12 protein-coding genes and 1 riboswitch are annotated in these 17,712 nt (G+C 71.2%); of the genes, 7 read left to right on the forward strand and 5 right to left on the reverse strand.

Annotated elements, in window-relative coordinates:
• Positions 1-198 precede the first annotated feature (198 nt).
• The gene (locus tag ACIPPM_RS23860) at positions 199-1,056 is read left to right on the forward strand and encodes an IclR family transcriptional regulator (RefSeq protein ID WP_401451200.1); all 858 of its coding nucleotides are present in this window, start codon (positions 199-201) and stop codon (positions 1,054-1,056) included.
• A 97-nt stretch (positions 1,057-1,153) separates the two neighbouring features.
• Positions 1,154-1,591, forward strand: coding sequence for an SsgA family sporulation/cell division regulator (locus ACIPPM_RS23865; protein WP_161147327.1), 438 nt, complete (start codon positions 1,154-1,156; stop codon positions 1,589-1,591).
• A gap of 119 nt (positions 1,592-1,710) precedes the next feature.
• On the opposite strand, the gene ACIPPM_RS23870 is transcribed toward ACIPPM_RS23865, so the two are convergent.
• Complete coding sequence (locus tag ACIPPM_RS23870; RefSeq protein WP_401451203.1) at positions 1,711-3,186, reverse strand: YibE/F family protein; 1,476 nt, start codon at positions 3,184-3,186, stop codon at positions 1,711-1,713.
• A gap of 71 nt (positions 3,187-3,257) precedes the next feature.
• Positions 3,258-3,430: riboswitch (TPP riboswitch) on the forward strand.
• Between ACIPPM_RS23870 and thiC the strand changes: the two genes are divergently transcribed.
• On the forward strand, positions 3,423-5,228 hold the full coding sequence (gene thiC, locus ACIPPM_RS23875; RefSeq protein ID WP_401451206.1) for a phosphomethylpyrimidine synthase ThiC: 1,806 nt from the start codon (positions 3,423-3,425) through the stop codon (positions 5,226-5,228). Its footprint overlaps the riboswitch before it by 8 nt.
• A 24-nt stretch (positions 5,229-5,252) precedes the next feature.
• On the opposite strand, the gene ACIPPM_RS23880 is transcribed toward thiC, so the two are convergent.
• From ACIPPM_RS23880 to ACIPPM_RS23890, 3 genes are all read right to left on the reverse strand, one after another.
• Positions 5,253-6,116, reverse strand: a complete 864-nt coding sequence (locus ACIPPM_RS23880) for a hypothetical protein (protein WP_401451209.1) — start codon at positions 6,114-6,116, stop codon at positions 5,253-5,255.
• 194 nt (positions 6,117-6,310) lie between these two features.
• Positions 6,311-7,384 (reverse strand): metallophosphoesterase, encoded by a 1,074-nt coding sequence (locus ACIPPM_RS23885; RefSeq protein WP_393913288.1) that lies wholly within the window; start codon positions 7,382-7,384, stop codon positions 6,311-6,313.
• A 295-nt stretch (positions 7,385-7,679) separates the two neighbouring features.
• Positions 7,680-8,792, reverse strand: coding sequence for a LacI family DNA-binding transcriptional regulator (locus ACIPPM_RS23890; protein ID WP_389003572.1), 1,113 nt, complete (start codon positions 8,790-8,792; stop codon positions 7,680-7,682).
• 418 nt (positions 8,793-9,210) lie between these two features.
• Here ACIPPM_RS23890 and hisC point away from each other — a divergent pair, with 418 nt between their 5' ends.
• The 4 genes from hisC to cydD all read left to right on the forward strand — a co-directional run bounded on the left by hisC (position 9,211) and on the right by cydD (position 16,671).
• On the forward strand, positions 9,211-10,305 hold the full coding sequence (gene hisC, locus ACIPPM_RS23895; protein ID WP_401451212.1) for a histidinol-phosphate transaminase: 1,095 nt from the start codon (positions 9,211-9,213) through the stop codon (positions 10,303-10,305).
• A gap of 222 nt (positions 10,306-10,527) precedes the next feature.
• Positions 10,528-12,036 (forward strand): cytochrome ubiquinol oxidase subunit I, encoded by a 1,509-nt coding sequence (locus ACIPPM_RS23900; protein WP_401451215.1) that lies wholly within the window; start codon positions 10,528-10,530, stop codon positions 12,034-12,036.
• A gap of 16 nt (positions 12,037-12,052) precedes the next feature.
• Complete coding sequence (cydB, locus tag ACIPPM_RS23905) at positions 12,053-13,057, forward strand: cytochrome d ubiquinol oxidase subunit II (protein WP_401451217.1); 1,005 nt, start codon at positions 12,053-12,055, stop codon at positions 13,055-13,057.
• 59 nt (positions 13,058-13,116) lie between these two features.
• On the forward strand, positions 13,117-16,671 hold the full coding sequence (gene cydD, locus ACIPPM_RS23910) for a thiol reductant ABC exporter subunit CydD (RefSeq protein WP_401451220.1): 3,555 nt from the start codon (positions 13,117-13,119) through the stop codon (positions 16,669-16,671).
• A 9-nt stretch (positions 16,672-16,680) separates the two neighbouring features.
• Here the strand turns inward: cydD and ACIPPM_RS23915 are convergent, their stop codons facing one another.
• A complete protein-coding gene (locus ACIPPM_RS23915; RefSeq protein ID WP_401451222.1) occupies positions 16,681-17,607 on the reverse strand; it encodes an HAD family hydrolase in 927 nt (308 codons plus the stop codon).
• Positions 17,608-17,712 lie beyond the last annotated feature (105 nt).

Genomic DNA, 17,712 nt, shown 5'->3' on the forward strand with positions numbered 1-17,712 from the left:
GCGGCGGCCGGGGAGCGGTAACACGGAGCGCGGGTTCCCTCGGGCGGGGGAAGTTTCCCCGGCAGGCCGTCCGCGCGCGGTGGTGGACGGTTAGAGTCCGGAACCTCCGTGGGGCCCCGAACCCCACGGGCGGCACGCACCCCACCCGTGTCCACCCCGCACGGGCCGCCCCCACCTCCGCGCTTCGGGAGTAAATCCTTGGCCACGGTCGACACCGCTCCGGCAGGACCCCACGCACCCCCGGCTCCGGCGCGGTCCTGCGCGCCTCCGATGCAGCGGCCCCCCGCCGCCACCGCCCCCGACAAGCACTCCGCGACCCTCATCGGCTCCGTCCAGCGCGCCATGCGCCTGCTGGAGACGGTCGCCGGGCACGAGTACGGCGCCCCCGCCAAGCAGCTCGCCCGCGAGACCGGCCTCGCGCTCCCCACGGCGTACCACCTGCTGCGCACCCTGGTGCACGAGGGCTATCTGCGCCGGGACAAGGGGCGGTTCTTCCTCGGCGACGCGGCGGACCGGCTGAGTAGCAGCGGAGCGCAGCAGAAACGTCGCAGCACGGTGGCCGACATCCTCGAGCACTGGCGCGATGCGATCGGTGCCCCGGTGTACTACGCGATGTACCGGGACGGCGAGATCGAGGTCATGTGCGTGGCCGACTCGCGCGAGACCCCGGCCGTCGCGGAGTGGGCCGACTTCCGCGAGACCGGACATGCCCACGCGATCGGGAAGTGCCTGCTCTCCCAGCTGGACGAGGACGCCCGCCGCGACCACCTCGCGCGCTACCCGGTGCGCTCCCTCACGCCGTACACCGTGCGCGACAACGATGCCCTGCTCCGGCGGCTGGCCAGGACCCGGCGGATGGAACCGGTGGTGGAACGGCAGGAATACGCCCTTGGAGCGGTCTGTGCGGCGGTGCCGATCACTGTCGGTACAACCGCCGCGACGATGGCGATCTCGCTCCCGGCCCATCAGGCTGATCAACTGCCGTGCATGACAAGGAGGTTGCAGTCGGAGATGGGCCGTCACATGGGAGCGCTGGCGCTCTCTATCAGCATCTGAAAACTCACTCCTTGTGATCTGCCATGCACGTTCAGCTAGATTTGACCCCAGTCAGGGATTAAACCCGGCCAGTCGATGTCATACGACGGGGTAGGCGATGCGCGAGTCCGTACAGGCAGAAGTCATGATGAGCTTTCTCGTCTCGGAGGAGCTTTCCTTCCGTATTCCGGTGGAGTTGCGCTATGAGACGAGTGATCCTTATGCGGTCCGGCTCACCTTCCATCTGCCCGGTGACGCCCCGGTGACCTGGGTCTTCGGCCGGGAGTTGATGATCGACGGGGTCGGCCGGCCGTGCGGCGAGGGTGATGTGCACATCGCCCCCGTCGACTGCGAGGTGCTGGGCGAGGTGCTGATCCGGCTTCAGGTGGGCGGCGATCAGGCGCTGTTCCGCTCCTCTACCCCACCGCTCGTGGCGTTCCTGGACCGCACCGACAAGCTGGTGCCGCTCGGTCAGGAGGGTGCGCTGGCCGACTTCGACACCCACCTCGACGAGGCCCTGGGCCGCATCCTGGCCGAGGAGCAGAGCGCGGGCTGACGCGGGCCCGGTCGGGGGCGCCGAGCGTTCCGCCGGGCTCCGTGAACCTTTGAAGAAACGCTTCTGCAAGGGTTCACGGGCAGCCGGTCCCGCCCGTCCCGACGGGTCCGACGGCTCCCTCAGCGCTTCCGGCGCCGTCCCCTGCCGCCGGAGGCCGCGACGGGCTTGCCGGCCGCGGGAGCCGCCGTACCCGGCGCGGGGCGGTCCGCCGAGACGACCAGGGCGGCGAGCGCGGTGGTGACCGGAACCGAGGCGACCAGACCGATCGAGCCGACCAGCGTCCGCACGATCTCCTCCGCGACCAGCTCGCTGGTGGCCACGGTGCCCACCCCGCTCTGCGCGATGGAGAACAGCAGGAGCAGGGGCAGCGCGGCGCCCGCGTAGGCGAGGACGAGGGTGTTGACGACGGAGGCGATGTGGTCGCGGCCGATGCGGATGCCCGCCCGGTACAGCCCCCGCCAGCCCATCGAGGGGTTGGCCTCGTGCAGCTCCCACACTGCCGAGGTCTGGGTGACCGTCACATCGTCCAGCACGCCCAGCGAGCCGATGATGACGCCCGCGAGCAGCAGGCCGCTCATGTCGATGGACGGGTAGAGACCGTGGATCAGGCCGGTGTTGTCGTCCGTGTTGCCGGTGAGCGCGGCCCAGCCGATGAACTGCGAGCCGAGCAGACCGATCAGCAGCAGGGAGACGAGGGTGCCCAGCACCGCGACGGAGGTCCGCGCGGACAGGCCATGGCACATGTACAGCGCGATGAGCATGATCGCGCTCGACCCGACCACGCCCACCAGCAGCGGATTCGAGCCCTGGAGTATCGCGGGCAGGATGAACAGGGTGAGCACCATGAAGCTCACCGCCAGGGCCACCAGTGCCATGACGCCGCGCAGTCGGCCCACCACCACGACGGCGACCGCGAAGATCCCGGCGAGCAGGGCCATGGGGAACTTGCGGTCCAGGTCGGTGACCGCGTACTGGAGTTCCCTCGGCGCCTTGGGCTCGTAGGCGACCACGACCTTGTCGCCCTGGTGCAACTGCCGGGTCTGGTCGGGCTGCACCAGCTCGGTGAAGGTGCGTCCCTGGTCCTTGCCGGTGTCGACCCGGACCGTCGCCTTCTTGCAGGGGCCCTTCTTGTCCTCCTGGGCGGCCGGACCCGCGCCCGTGGCCGAGGGATCACCGGCCGGGGCTCCCCCGCCCACCCCGCCGACCTGGCAGCTCACCGAGGTGACCTGGGTGACCGTGGCCTGCTGGGTCTGGCGGTCGAAGCCGACCCCGGAGCGCTGGTGCGGGGGCGCGCCTCCGGGCCAGAGCACCACCAGACCCACGACGACGGCCGCGCTGAACGGGATCAGGATGGCCGCGATGACCTTGCGCAGATGTCTGGAGACCGGCGCGGCGGGGCCATGGCTGTGCGAGTGCCCGTGCCCGTGCCCGTGGCCATGCCCGCCATGACTCCCATGACCGCCGTGACCCCCGTGCCCGCCATGGCCGTCTCCGGGACCGGACCCGTGCCCGCTCCCGTCGCCGGGGCCTGGTCCGGAGCCCGGCCGGTGGGGTGGGCCGGGAGGAGGGTAGGGAGGCTGCTGCGTCGTGGTCACGGCCCGATCATTGCAAGAACGGGGGAGGCCCACTGTTCATCCCGTCACAGAGGGCGCTAGCGTGGAGGCACCTTTGCACACGCGGGAGCTCGGAGCACCGGGCTGAGAGGGCGCTGACCTCCGTCGTTGCGATGTTTCACGTGGAACATGGTTCCCCGAGGACATCTGCGGACGGAAATCGCTGCGTCGACCGCCGAACCTGTTACCGGGTAATGCCGGCGTAGGGAGTAGGTCTCATGACCAACAAGGACGCACGCACGCCTGCCTCCGCGCAGACCACGACGACCAGTTCGTCGGGCGAGGAGGCCGGGAAGTCCATCGGCTGGCACAAGGCGTATGTCGCGGGCTCGCGCCCCGATCTGCGGGTGCCGGTCCGTCAGGTGCACCTCACCAACGGGCGGTCGGTCACGCTGTACGACACCTCCGGCCCGTACACCGATCCGGAAGCCGACACCGATGTCCGCCGGGGGCTGGCCCCGCTGCGGGAGAACTGGATCGTCGCCCGTGGCGACACCGAGGAGTACGCGGGCCGTCCCGTCCGGCCGGAGGACGACGGGATCAAGCACACCTCGCCGCGCGGCGGGCTGCGCAATCTGGACGCGGTCTTCCCCGGGAGGCCCCGCCAGCCCCGGCGTGGCCGGACGGGCCGGGCGGTCACCCAGCTCGCCTATGCCCGCCAGGGGGAGATCACGCCCGAGATGGAGTTCGTGGCGCTCCGGGAGAACGTCGCCCCCGAGGTGGTCCGCGAGGAGATCGCGGCGGGCCGGGCCGTGCTGCCCGCCAATGTGAACCATCCGGAGATCGAGCCGATGATCATCGGCAAGCGGTTCCTGGTGAAGGTCAACGCCAACATCGGCAACTCGGCGGTCACTTCCTCGATCGAGGAGGAGGTGGAGAAGATGACCTGGGCGACCCGCTGGGGCGCCGACACGGTCATGGACCTCTCCACCGGCCGCAACATCCACACCACCCGCGAGTGGGTGCTGCGCAACTCCCCCGTGCCCATCGGCACGGTGCCGCTCTACCAGGCCCTGGAGAAGGTCGACGGCCGGGCCGAGGAGCTGACCTGGGAGGTCTACAAGGACACGGTGATCGAGCAGGCCGAACAGGGCGTGGACTACATGACGGTGCACGCGGGTGTGCGACTGCCGTACGTCCCGCTGACGGCGAACCGGAAGACCGGCATCGTCTCGCGCGGTGGCTCGATCATGGCGGCCTGGTGCCTGGCGCACCACAAGGAGTCGTTCCTGTACGAGCACTTCGAGGAGCTCTGCGAGATCCTCGCGGCCTACGACGTCACCTACTCGCTCGGCGACGGTCTGCGGCCCGGTTCGATCGCTGACGCCAATGACGAGGCGCAGTTCGCGGAGCTGCGCACGCTCGGGGAACTCAACCGGATCGCCCGGCGCTTCGACGTGCAGACGATGATCGAGGGCCCCGGGCATGTCCCGATGCACAAGATCAAGGAGAACATCGACCTCCAGCAGGAGATCTGCGACGAGGCCCCGTTCTACACACTCGGCCCGCTGACCACCGACGTCGCGCCCGCGTACGACCACATCACCTCGGGTATCGGTGCCGCGATGATCGCCTGGTGGGGCACGGCGATGCTCTGCTACGTCACGCCCAAGGAGCACCTGGGCCTGCCGAACCGGGACGACGTCAAGACCGGCGTCATCACCTACAAGATCGCCGCCCACGCGGCCGACCTGGCCAAGGGGCACCCCGGCGCCCAGGAGTGGGACGACGCGCTCTCGGACGCCCGCTTCGAGTTCCGGTGGGAGGACCAGTTCAACCTCGCCCTGGACCCGGACACGGCACGGGAGTTCCACGACGAGACGCTGCCCGCCGAGCCCGCGAAGACGGCCCACTTCTGCTCCATGTGCGGGCCGAAGTTCTGCAGCATGAAGATCTCGCAGGACATCCGGCGCGAACACGGCGGCAACCGGGCCGAGATCGAGGAGGGCATGGCGAAGAAGTCGCTGGAGTTCGCGGCCACGGGCAACCGGGTCTACTTGCCGATCGTGGAGGACCAGCCCTAGCCGGATCGGGCGCCGGTCGGATGCTCAGTCCGGCTGGTGTTCCGGGCCGCCGAAGTCCGGGCTCGTGTAGTCCGGGCTGCTGAAGCGGGGGCGGTCGGTGGTCGTTCCGTCGTCGGGGCTGCTGAAGCCGGGGCGGCCGTAGCCGAGGCGTGGCATCCGGCCGCTCGGTCCGGGGGCCGGGAGGGGCTGTGCGGCGGGGGCGCCGGGCTGGGCGAGGGCGTCGCGCAGGAAGGGCAGGATGCCGCGCTCGAGCAGCGCGTCCCGCCACTCCTGACGCGCCCTCGCCACCGCCTCGCGCGCTTCCTCCTGGGCGGCGGCCCCGGCGGAGGAGCTGTTGCGCAGGGCGGTGATCAGGAGCGCCACCCCGGCGGTCAGGATCGCCACCGCCGTCAGGGCGCCGAAGACCCAGCCGACGGTGAGCATGGTCCGGCCGAACTGCCGACCGGGGGCGAGCATCTTCAGGAGGTAGCCGACCAGCAGGAAGATCACGGTGGCCGTTCCGGCGAGCACGGGGGCCAGGACCGCGATCATCGCGCTGGCGCCCGCGCCGACGGCCTCGGCGGTCTCACCGAGGGCGGCGGCGAGCCCCAGCGGGCCCGCTCCCGGCTCCGCCGAGCCGGATTCGGCGCCGGACGCCTCGGCGGGGGGTGCCGGACGGCGCAGTTCCTCGCGGGTCTTGACGTAGTGCTGGTACTCGGTGGCGGCGGCCGCCGTAATGAGGGCCGTGGCGTTGAGCGCCATCGTGCGCAGCTGTTCCGGGTTGAGCCGTTCTCCGACGGCGGACAGCTCCGGGTGGTCGGGTGCGGAGCGCAGCGCCTCATCGAGGAGCCGCTCGAATTCCCGGCGGTCCTCGCTCAGCAGGTGCTGCGGAACGCTGTTCATGTGCATCCCCCGATGCTCCGTAGGGCTTGGGGCTCGCATGGCGGCGAGCCGTCGGGCAGAAACGGAGGGGAGCCTGCTACGGATAAGCCGATGGTAGAGCTGTCACACCGCACGGTGACAGGGGGTTGCCGGAAATTGCGGCGATGCCCGGTGCCGGTTCCGCGCCGTCCCGGCCCGGTGCCGGGCGGCGCGGCGAAGGGTCAGGCGTCCAGGGGGAGTTGCTGGACCAGCAGCTTTCCGGCCATGGTCACGCCGCCGTCCATGGCGATGGCGAGGCCGTCGGCGTAGACGTGCGGACCCTCGACATGGGGCTCGCCGCGGTCCTCGTTCTCCTCGGAGCCGACCTGGCCGAGCAGATAGGGGATCGGGCTGTGGCCGTGCACGACACGGGTGCCGCCGTACGTGTCGAGGAGGGAGCGCACGGCGTCGGCGCCGCCCTCGTCGCGGAAGGAGAAGCGCTTGGTGAACTTGCGGAACAGGTCCCACACCTCGTCCGCGTCGTTGCGGGTCAGCGCCTCGCGGACGGTGTCGTTGACGGCCTCGATCGAGTCGCCGTAGTCGAGGTAGGCGGTGGTGTCGGAGTGGACCAGCAGATGGCCGTCGACCTCCTCGACCGCGTCGAGCCGGGCCATCCACTGGAGGTGGTGGTCCTGGAGGCGGTCCATGTCGGTCTTCTGGCCGCCGTTGAGCAGCCAGGCCGCCTGGAAGGTGGCAGTGCCCGCGCCGGAGTTGACCGGGGTGTCGCCGAACCGCTTGGCGCCCAGCAGCAGCAGCTCGTGGTTGCCCATCAGGGCCTTGCAGTAGCCGCCGGCCGCCGCGGCCTCGGCGGACAGCCGCATCACGAGGTCGATGACGCCGATGCCGTCCGGGCCGCGGTCGGTGAAGTCGCCGAGGAACCACAGCCGGGCGGTTCCCGCGCACCACTGGCCGGCCTCGTCGACCAGGCCCTTCTCCCGCAGCGCGCTCAGCAGCTCCTCGATGTAGCCGTGGACGTCGCCGACGACGAAGAGCGGGCCGGGACCCGCGTCGGACTGCGGCGCCGGGGCGGCCGCCGGTTCGACGGGCGGCGGGAGGGTGTCGCCGCGCTGGATGACCGGCAGGTCCCGCTCGGTCGGCGTGTACCCGTCGGGGTGCTCCTCCTCGTGCGGAGGGACGACGTCACCGGGGTGCACGTCGGCGTACGGACCGGTCTCATGGACGTACGCGGGCACCCGGAAGTCGCGCAACGTCGCCGTTCGCTCCGTCTCGGGTCCCTGACCGGCCCCCTGAGTCATCAGACCCCTCCACCATCGCGCCGCAGCTGCACCGCTTCGGACTGCCTGGTCGCAGCGGCCCGCGGTGTCGTGGGCCCATCATAGGAATGCGCGTCGCGCCTTGTGATGACCCAGGGGTGGTGAATCACGGCGAGGCTCCTGATCGCCGAGGCTTTCGTCCTGATTGGGCAGGAGTTCGACGGGTTGCCCGGCCGTGATCGGCTCGGCCGCCGGGCGGTCGTCCGCCCCGGTTCGGCGAGCCGCGACCGCCCGCCTCTCCCGCCGGGCGGCCCGGCCCCCCTCGGGCCCGGTTCCGTCAGTCCCGCTCCGGTGCCCTGGGCGGGCTGACCGTGGTGCGCGGCGGACGGCGCTGGGACGAGGTGCGCACGATCAGCTCGGTCGGCATCACCTGCTCGACCGGCTGGTCCGACTCGACCCCCTCGATGGCGTCGATGAGCAGTTGGACGACCGCCGTGCCGATGCGGCGCGGCTTGAGCGAGAGCGTGGTGATGGGCGGCTCGGTCGTCGCGTACACCGTGGACTCGCTGCAGCACACCAGCAGCAGGTCGTCCGGCACGCGCAGCCCGTAGCGCCGGGCGGCGGCGAGCAGGTCGGTGCCGTTGGGGTCGAAGAGGCCGTAGACGGCGTCCGGACGGTCGGGGCGGGCGAGCAGCCGGTCGGCGGCGACGGCGCCCGCGCACGGGTCGTGCGCCGGGTACGACTCGTAGACCGGGTCCTGGCCGACCCGCTCGCACCAGCGCAGATAGGCGGTGGTGGACAGATGGGTGTACGTGTCCGTGGTGGTGCCGGTGAGCAGTCCGATGCGGCGCGCCCCGGCGGCGGCGAGGTGGTCGAGGATGCCGAGGACGGCGGCCTCGTGGTCGTTGTCGACCCAGGCGGTGACCGGGAGGGAGCCGGCCGGGCGGCCGTCGGAGACGACCGGTAAACCCTGCCGGACCAGTTCGCTGACGACCGGGTCCTGGTCGGAGGGGTCGATGACGACCGTGCCGTCCAGGGCGACGTTCGACCAGACGTCGTGGCGGGAGGTGGCGGGGAGGATGACGAGGGCGTAGCCGCGGGCGAGCGCGGCGGAGGTCGCGGCCCGCGCCATCTCGGCGAAGTAGGCGAACTCGGTGAAGGTGAAGGGTTCGTCCCCGTACGTGGTCACGGTCAGGCCGATCAGGCCGGACTTGCCGGTACGGAGGGTGCGGGCGGCGGCCGAGGGCCGGTAGCCCAGTCGGTCCGCGACCTCGCGGACATGGCGGCGGGTGGCATCCGGGAGCCGCCCCTTGCCGTTGAGGGCGTCGGAGACGGTCGTGATGGAGACCCCGGCGGCGGCGGCCACGTCTCTGATGCCCGCCCGGCCCGGCCGGCTGCCTCGCCGGGAGGTTTCCCCGCGGCTCACCTGGTGCTTCCCTGCTGCTGTCATGGCGAGCCGATAGTAGGGCTCTTGTGGTGGGGTAGGGCGGACGCATATGCATGCGTTGACAGGCACGTTTCTGCATGATCATTAGGTGGCAACGGCCTTGGAAAGCAAGTCAGTTGACGGGCCCAGTGGCAGGACGTGACTTGTCGACGCGTGTGGGCCTGCCAAGTGCCCGATGTTTCGAAGAGGTCTCAACTCACCTTCACGGGGGATGCGCGCCACGGCGCGAGCCACCGGCGCATGGACAAATGCGCGATGCGCCCCCTATTGCGCGGCCAGTCGCCCGATGCGTCCCATGATGCCCCTGGGGCGGGGGAAGCGGCGGCGCACAGGTACGCAAGCGCGCCGAATCCTCATAAGGTGAGGAGCATTGGATGCCGGCGGCGTCGACGGTCCGCCGGTGGTCGCGAGGAGGACTGCGGTGAGCGAGACGAGCCCCAAGCTGCGCGCCGAGCTGGAGGGTATCCCCACCTACAAGCCGGGCAAGCCCGCTTCGGCCGAGGGTCCGGTCGCCTACAAGCTGTCCTCCAACGAGAACCCCTATCCCCCGCTGCCCGGTGTCATGGAGCGGGTCGCGGCGGCCGTCGCCGAGTTCAACCGCTACCCCGACATGGCGTGCGGCGGCCTGATGAACGAGCTGGCGGAGCGCTTCGGCGTCCCGGTCTCCCACCTGGCCACGGGCACCGGCTCGGTCGGTGTGGCCCAGCAGCTGGTGCAGGCGACCAGCGGACCGGGCGACGAGGTGATCTACGCCTGGCGCTCCTTCGAGGCGTACCCGATCATCACGCGGATCAGCGGTGCCACGCCGGTGCAGGTACCGCTCACGCCGGGCGATGTGCACGACCTGGACGCGATGGCGGACGCGATCACCGACCGGACCCGGCTGATCTTCGTGTGCAACCCCAACAACCCGACCGGCACGGTGGTGCGGCGGGCCGAGCTGGAACGGTTCCTCGACCGGGTACCGAAGGACGTCCTGGTGGTGCTGGACGAGGCGTACCGGGAGTTCATCCGCGACCCCGAGGTGCCCGACGGCGTCGAGCTGTACCGGGAGCGGCCCAACGTCTGCGTGCTGCGCACCTTCTCCAAGGCGTACGGGCTGGCCGGGCTGCGGGTCGGGTTCGCCATCGCGCACGAGCCGGTGGCCGCCGCGCTGCGCAAGACGGCGGTGCCGTTCGGCGTCAGCCATGTCGCGCAGGAGGCGGCGATCGCCTCGCTCCAGGCCGAGGACGCGTTGCTGGGCCGGGTCGGTTCGCTGGTGTGCGAGCGGGCCCGGGTGGTCGACGCGCTGCGCGCGCAGGGCTGGACGGTGCCGGAGACGCAGGCCAACTTCGTGTGGCTGCGGCTGGGGGAGCGGACCATGGAGTTCGCGGCGGCGTGCGAGGACCACGGTGTGGTGGTGCGGCCGTTCGCCGGTGAGGGCGTGCGGGTGACGGTCGGGGAGACCGAGGCGAACGACCTGTTCCTGAAGGCCGCGGAGGCGTTCCGCCGCGAGGTGGCGGGCGACGCGAGCTGACGTCACCGATCTCCCGGCGATGAGTGAGGGCCCCGCTTCGGCGGGGCCCTTCGTCGTGCCGGGAAGTTGGCGAGGACCCCCCTTTCGGGTGCCGAAAACCTGTGCGCCATAATGGCTTGTGAATGTGAACGCTTTCACAAGCTCCGACCGGATTGCCCCGTATATGGGGGGCATAAGCGGCAAAGGCCGCACCGGAACGGCGAAGTAAGGAGGGGTGACGACGTGGACCTGGCGCTGGCGCCGGAGACCCTGGCGCGCTGGCAGTTCGGCATCACCACCGTCTATCACTTTCTGTTCGTCCCTCTGACGATCTCCCTGGCCGCGCTCACGGCCGGGCTGCAGACGGCCTGGGTACGCACGGAGAAGGAGGTCTACCTCAGGGCGACGAAGTTCTGGGGCAAGCTCTTCCTGATCAACATCGCGATGGGCGTGGTCACCGGCATCGTGCAGGAGTTCCAGTTCGGCATGAACTGGTCCGAGTACTCGCGCTTCGTCGGCGACGTCTTCGGCGCCCCGCTGGCCTTCGAGGCGCTGATCGCCTTCTTCTTCGAGTCGACCTTCATCGGGCTGTGGATCTTCGGCTGGGACAAGCTGCCGCAGAAGATCCACCTGGCCTGCATATGGATGGTCTCGCTCGGCACGATCCTCTCGGCGTACTTCATCCTGGCGGCCAACTCCTGGATGCAGCACCCCGTGGGCTTCCGGATCAACAAGGAGCGGGGGCGCGCCGAACTCACCGACTTCTGGGCCGTGCTGACCCAGAACACCGCGCTCAGCCAGGCGTTCCACACCCTCTCCGCGGCCTTCCTGACCGGCGGCGCCTTCATGGTGGGCCTGGCGGCCTATCACCTGGCCCGGCGCCGCCACATCAGGGTGATGCGGATGTCGCTGCGGCTCGGCCTGGTCACCGTGGTGATCGCCGGTCTGCTCACCGCCATCAGCGGCGACACCCTCGGCAAGGTCATGTTCAAGCAGCAGCCGATGAAGATGGCCGCCGCCGAGGCCCTGTGGGACGGTCAGAAGCCCGCGCCCTTCTCGGTGTTCGCCTACGGCGACGTGGAGAAGGGACACAACTCCGTCGCCGTCGAGGTGCCGGGCATGCTGTCCTTCCTCGCCAACAACGACTTCTCCTCGTACGTCCCCGGCATCAACGACATCAACAAGGCCGAGCAGGAGAAGTACGGGCCCGGCGACTACCGGCCCGACATCCCGGTCGCCTACTGGGGCTTCCGCTGGATGATCGGGTTCGGCATGGCGTCCTTCACCCTCGGGGCACTCGGCCTCTGGCTGACCCGGAAGAAGTTCCTGCTGCCCCAGCACCTGCGCACCGGCGACGACGAGGTGCCGCATCTGGTGCTGTTCGGGAAGCGCACGCTGAGCCCGAAGCTCACCCACTGGTTCTGGCGCGTGGCCACCTGGACGATGGCCTTCCCGCTGATCGCCAACTCCTGGGGCTGGATCTTCACCGAGACGGGCCGCCAGCCCTGGGTGGTCTACGGCCTGTTCCAGACCCGGCAAGCGGTCTCCCCCGGTGTCTCCCAGGCCGAGGTCGCCATCTCCATGGCCGTCTTCACCACCCTGTACGCGATCCTCGCGGTCATCGAGGTGCGGCTGCTGGCCAAGTACGCCAAGGCCGGGCCGCCGGAGCTGACCGAGGCCGACCTCAACCCGCCCACGAAGATCGGCGGCGACCACCAGGACGCCGACCGGCCGATGGCCTTCTCGTACTAGAGCTGGGGGAACAGCCATGGAACTGCATGACATCTGGTTCGTCCTCATAGCCGTGCTGTGGACCGGCTACTTCTTCCTGGAGGGGTTCGACTTCGGAGTCGGTGTCCTCACCCGGCTGCTCGCCCGGGACCGGCCCGAGCGCCGGGTGCTGATCAACACCATCGGCCCGGTCTGGGACGGCAACGAGGTGTGGCTGCTCTCCGCGGCCGGTGCGACCTTCGCCGCCTTCCCGGAGTGGTACGCCACCCTGTTCTCCGGCTTCTATCTGCCGCTGCTGCTCATCCTGGTCTGCCTGATCGTGCGCGGCGTGGGCTTCGAGTACCGGGTGAAGCGCCCCGAGGAGAACTGGCAGCGCAACTGGGAGTGGGCGATCTTCTGGTCCTCGCTGATCCCGGCGTTCCTGTGGGGCGTGGCCTTCGGGAACATCGTGCGGGGCGTGAAGATCGACCGGAACTTCGAGTACGTCGGCGGCCTGGGCGATCTCTTCAACCCCTACGCCCTGCTCGGCGGCGCGGTGACGCTCACCCTGTTCACCTTCCACGGGACGGTGTTCACGGCGCTCAAGACCGTCGGCGACATCCGGACCAGGGCCCGGACACTGGCGCTGCGCCTCGGCCTGGTGACCGTCGTCCTGGCGCTCGGGTTCCTGGTCTGGACGCAGCTCCACAGCGGGGACGGTGCCAGTCTGGTCGCCCTCGTCGTGGCGGCCGTCGCCCTGGTCGGCGCACTGGGCGCCATCTGGCGGGTGCGGGAGGGCTGGTCGTTCGCGCTGTCCGGGATCACCATCGCGGCCACCGTGGCGATGCTCTTCCTGTCGCTCTTCCCGAACGTCATGCCGTCCACCCTCGACCCGGCCTGGAGCCTCACGGTCACCAACGCCTCGTCGAGCCCGTACACCCTGAAGATCATGACCTGGTGTGCCGTCATCGCCACCCCGCTGGTCATGCTCTACCAGGGCTGGACCTACTGGGTCTTCCGCAAGCGCATCGGTACCCAGCACATCGCCGAAGCCGCACACTGACCGCCTCAAGGGTATGTTTCACGTGAAACACACTCTCGGGACTGAAGGACACGTTTCACGTGAAACCGATCGATCCCCGCCTCATGCGCTACGCCCGTGCCACGCGCTTCTTCCTCGTGGCGGTCGTCCTCCTGGGCGGGCTCGGCGCCGGTCTGGTCATCGCCCAGGCCATGCTGATCGCCGAAGTCGTGGTCGGAGCCTTCCAGCAGGGCAAGTCGGCAAGTGACCTGGTCACGCCGCTGGCGCTGCTGGCCGGTGTCGCCTGTGGCCGGGCGCTGGTCTCCTGGCTCACCGAGCTGGCGGCGCACCGGGCCAGCGCGGCCGTGAAGTCCGAGCTGCGGGAGCGGCTCGTGGAGCGGGCCGCCGTGCTCGGACCGGGCTGGCTGAGCGGACAGCGCACCGGCTCGCTGGTCACCCTGGCCACGCGCGGGGTCGACGCCCTGGACGACTACTTCTCGCGGTACCTGCCGCAGATGGGGCTCGCCCTGGTCGTCCCGGTGGCGGTGCTGGCGCGGATCGTCACCGAGGACTGGGTGTCGGCGGCGATCATCGTCGCCACCCTGCCCCTCATCCCGATCTTCATGATGCTCATCGGCTGGGCCACCCAGTCCCGGATGGACCGGCAGTGGTCCCTGCTGTCCCGGCTCTCCGGACACTTCCTGGACGTGGTCGCGGGGCTGCCCACGCTGAAGGTGTTCGGCCGGGCCAAGGCGCAGGCCGATTCCATTCGCAAGATCACCGGCGAGTACCGCCGCGCCACCATGCGGACCCTGCGGATCGCCTTCCTCTCCTCCTTCGCGCTGGAGCTGCTGGCCACGCTCTCCGTCGCGCTGGTCGCCGTCACCATCGGCATGCGACTGGTGCATGGCGGGATGGACCTGTACATCGGCCTGGTCATCCTGATCCTGGCCCCCGAGGCGTACCTTCCGCTGCGCCAGGTGGGCGCGCAGTACCACGCGGCGGCGGAGGGCCTGGCGGCCGCCGAGGAGATCTTCGCCGTGCTGGAGACGCCGGTCCCGGCCACCGGCACCGCGCCGGTCCCCTCCGGCTCGATGGCCTTCGACTCCCTGACGGTCCGCTATCCGGGCCGGTCGGCGGACGCCGTCACCGATGTGTCCTTCTCCGTCGAGCCCGGCGAGACCGTGGCGCTGATCGGGCCGAGCGGCGCGGGCAAGTCCACCCTGCTGAGCGTGCTCCTCGGCTTCGTCCGGCCCACCGAGGGCCAGGTCCGGGTCGGTGGCGCCGACCTCGCCGACCTCGATCTGGAGGAGTGGCGTTCCCGCATCGCCTGGGTCCCGCAGCGGCCGCACCTGTACGCCGGGACCATCGCGGAGAACGTACGGCTGGCCCGCCCCGACGCGGACGACACCGCCGTACGCCGGGCGATGGCGGACGCGGGCGCGCTGGAGTTCGTGGACGCGCTCCCCGCGGGCGCGGACACGGTGCTCGGGGAGGACGGCGCCGGTCTCTCCGCGGGCCAGCGGCAGCGGCTGGCCCTGGCCCGCGCGTTCCTCGCCGACCGGCCGGTGCTGCTCCTGGACGAGCCCACCGCCGCACTGGACGGTGCGACCGAGGCCGATGTCGTCGCCGCGGTGCGGCGGCTCGCGGTGGGCCGCACGGTGCTGCTGGTCGTGCACCGGCCCGCGCTGCTGGAGGTCGCCGACCGGGTGGTGCGGCTGGAGCTGTCCGAGCCGGCCGCCGCTCCCGAGCCGGTCCTGGCCGAGGCGCTCGCCCCCGAACTGGCCGCCGCCGCGCTCGACGCGCAGGTGCCCGAGCCCGCCGCGCCCGGCAAGGCTTTCTTCCCCGAGCCGGACGACGCCGACGACGACCTGGGCGAGTCCGCGCCCGAGACGGCGGCGGCCCGTGAACAGGGCATCCTGGCCCGCGTCCGCTCCGTGGCCGCGGCCCGGCGTGGCCGACTGCTCTTCGCACTGCTGCTCGGCAGCCTGGCCCTCGGCTGCGCCGTCGGGCTGATGGCGACCTCCGGCTGGCTGATCTCCCGCGCCTCGCAGCAGCCCCCGGTGCTGTACCTGCTGGTCGCCGTCACGGCCACGCGGTTCTTCGGTATCGGCCGTGCCGTCTTCCGGTACAGCGAGCGGCTGGTGTCGCACGACGCCGTGCTGCGCATGCTCGCCGACACCCGTGTCGCCGTCTACAAACGGCTGGAGCGCCTGGCCCCGGCCGGACTGCGGGGCACCCGACGCGGCGATCTGCTCACCCGGCTCGTCGCCGACGTGGACGCCTTCCAGGACTACTGGCTGCGCTGGCTGCTGCCCACCGGGGTGGCGGTCGTCGTCTCCGCAGCATCGGTCGGCTTCACGGCCTGGCTGCTCCCCGAGGCGGGCGCCGCGCTCGCCGTCGGCCTGCTGCTCGCCGGGGTCGGCGTCCCGCTGATCACCGCGGCCGTCGCCCGGCGCACCGAACGACGGCTGGCGCCCGCCCGGGGCGTGCTGGCCACCCGGGTGACCGACCTGCTCACCGGCACCGCCGAGCTGACCGTCGCCGGGGCGCTGCCCTCGCGTACGGCGGCCACCCGGCAGGCCGACGGCGTCCTCACCCGGATCGCCTCCCGTGCCGCCGGGGTCACCGCGCTCGGCGACGGCCTGACCGCGCTGATCTCGGGGCTGACCGTCACCGTCGCGGCGCTGCTCGGTGCGCAGGCGGCGGCCGGGGGCCGTATCCACGGCGTGCTGGTGGCCGTGGTCGTCCTGACCCCGCTGGCCGCGTTCGAGGCGGTGCTCGGCCTCCCGCTGGCCGTGCGCTACCGGCAGCGGGTCGCCCGTAGCGCCGAGCGCGTCTACGAGGTCCTGGACGCCCCGGTGCCGGTCCACGAGCCCGAGCAGCCCCGCGAGGCACCCGCCTCGCCGTTCCCGCTGGTGGTGAAGGATCTGACCGCCCGCTACGAGGACCAGCACCGCGACGCGCTCAACGGGCTCGACCTCACCCTGGACCGGGGCCGCCGGATCGCCGTGGTCGGCCCCTCCGGCTCCGGCAAGACCACCCTCGCCCAGGTGCTGCTGCGCTTCCTGGACGCCGGTTCGGGCACCTACACGCTCGCCGGGGTTCCGGCGGCGGAGATGGACGGCGACGACGTACGGCGGCTGGTCGGGCTGTGTGCCCAGGACGCCCACCTCTTCGACAGCAGCGTGCGGGAGAACCTGCTGCTGGCGCGGAAGGACGCGACCGAGGCCGAGCTGCGCGACGTGCTGCTGCGGGCCCGGCTGCTGGACTGGGTGGACGGGCTCCCCGAGGGCCTGGACACGCATGTCGGCGAGCACGGGGCCCGGCTCTCCGGCGGCCAGCGGCAGCGGCTGGCGCTGGCCCGCGCGCTGCTCGCGGACTTCCCGGTGCTGGTGCTGGACGAGCCCGCCGAGCACCTCGACCTGCCCACGGCGGACGCCCTCACCGAAGACCTGCTGGCCGCGACCGAGGGCCGTACCACGCTGCTGATCACGCACCGGCTCGCCGGTCTCGCCGCCGTGGACGAGGTGCTCGTCCTGGACGCGGGCCGCGTGGTGCAGCGCGGCCCGTACGCCGAGCTGCTCACCGTGGACGGCCCGCTGGCCACGATGGCCCGCCGCGAGGCCGAGGCGGAGTCCCTGGTGGTGCTGTAGCCGGAGGGGTCAGATCCGTCCGGCGAGCAGGTCCTCGATCACGCGGGCCACGCCGTCCTCGTTGTTGACGTGGGTGCGGCCGGTGGCGGCGGCCAGGGTGTCGGGGTGGGCGTTGCCCATGGCGTAGGAGCGCCCGGCCCAGGTCAGCATCTCGATGTCGTTGGGCATGTCGCCGAAGGCGACGACCTCCTCGTGCGAGATGCCGCGCTCGGCACAGCACAGGGCCAGGGTGCTGGCCTTGGAGACGCCGGGTCCGCTCAGCTCCAGCAGGGCGCTGGGGCTGGACCGGGTGACGTTGGCGTGGCCGCCGATGGCGATCCGGGCGAGGGTGAGGAAGGCGTCCGGGTCGAGGTCGGGGTGGTGGGCGAGGATCTTCAGCACCGGCTGGCTCGCGGCGACCCCGTCCGGTGCGAGCAGTTCCTCGGCGGACCGCAGGGTGTCCGGGATCTCCATGTGCAGCTTGGGGTAGGCGGGCTCCTGGTGGAAGCCGTAGGTCTGCTCGACCGCGAACAGGGTGCCGGGGGCCGCCTCGCGCAGCAGCCGCACGGACTTCAGGGCGTTCTCCCTGGCCAGCTCGCGCACCTTCACGAACCGGTGGGCGCCGGGCCCGCCGTGCAGGTCGACCACGGCCGCGCCGTTGCCGCAGATCGCCAGGCCGTGGCCGTGCACATGCTCGCTGACGACGTCCATCCAGCGGGCGGGGCGGCCGGTGACGAAGAAGACCTCGACACCCGCCTTCTCGGCCGCGGCCAGCGCGGCGACGGTACGCGTGGAGACGGTCTGGTCGTCGCGCAGCAGGGTGCCGTCGAGGTCGGTGGCGATCAGGCGCGGTGGCGGGAGAGCGGCCCCTCCTCGTCCGGACGGGGCCGACGGCTGGGCGGAGGCCGGGGTCCCCGGCTGTCTGGTCGCTGAGGTCACCCGGTCATTGTCGCGCATATGCGCGCACGGCCGCGTGTGAGTCCGCACAGATGAGGTCGGGGATGCGTCAGATGAGTTCAGGATCGCGTTCCGGGCGGCCATCCGGGCGTCGTAGGCTCATCG

Source organism: Streptomyces sp. NPDC090119 (genome assembly GCF_044747085.1).
Classification (GTDB): Bacteria; Actinomycetota; Actinomycetes; order Streptomycetales; family Streptomycetaceae; genus Streptomyces.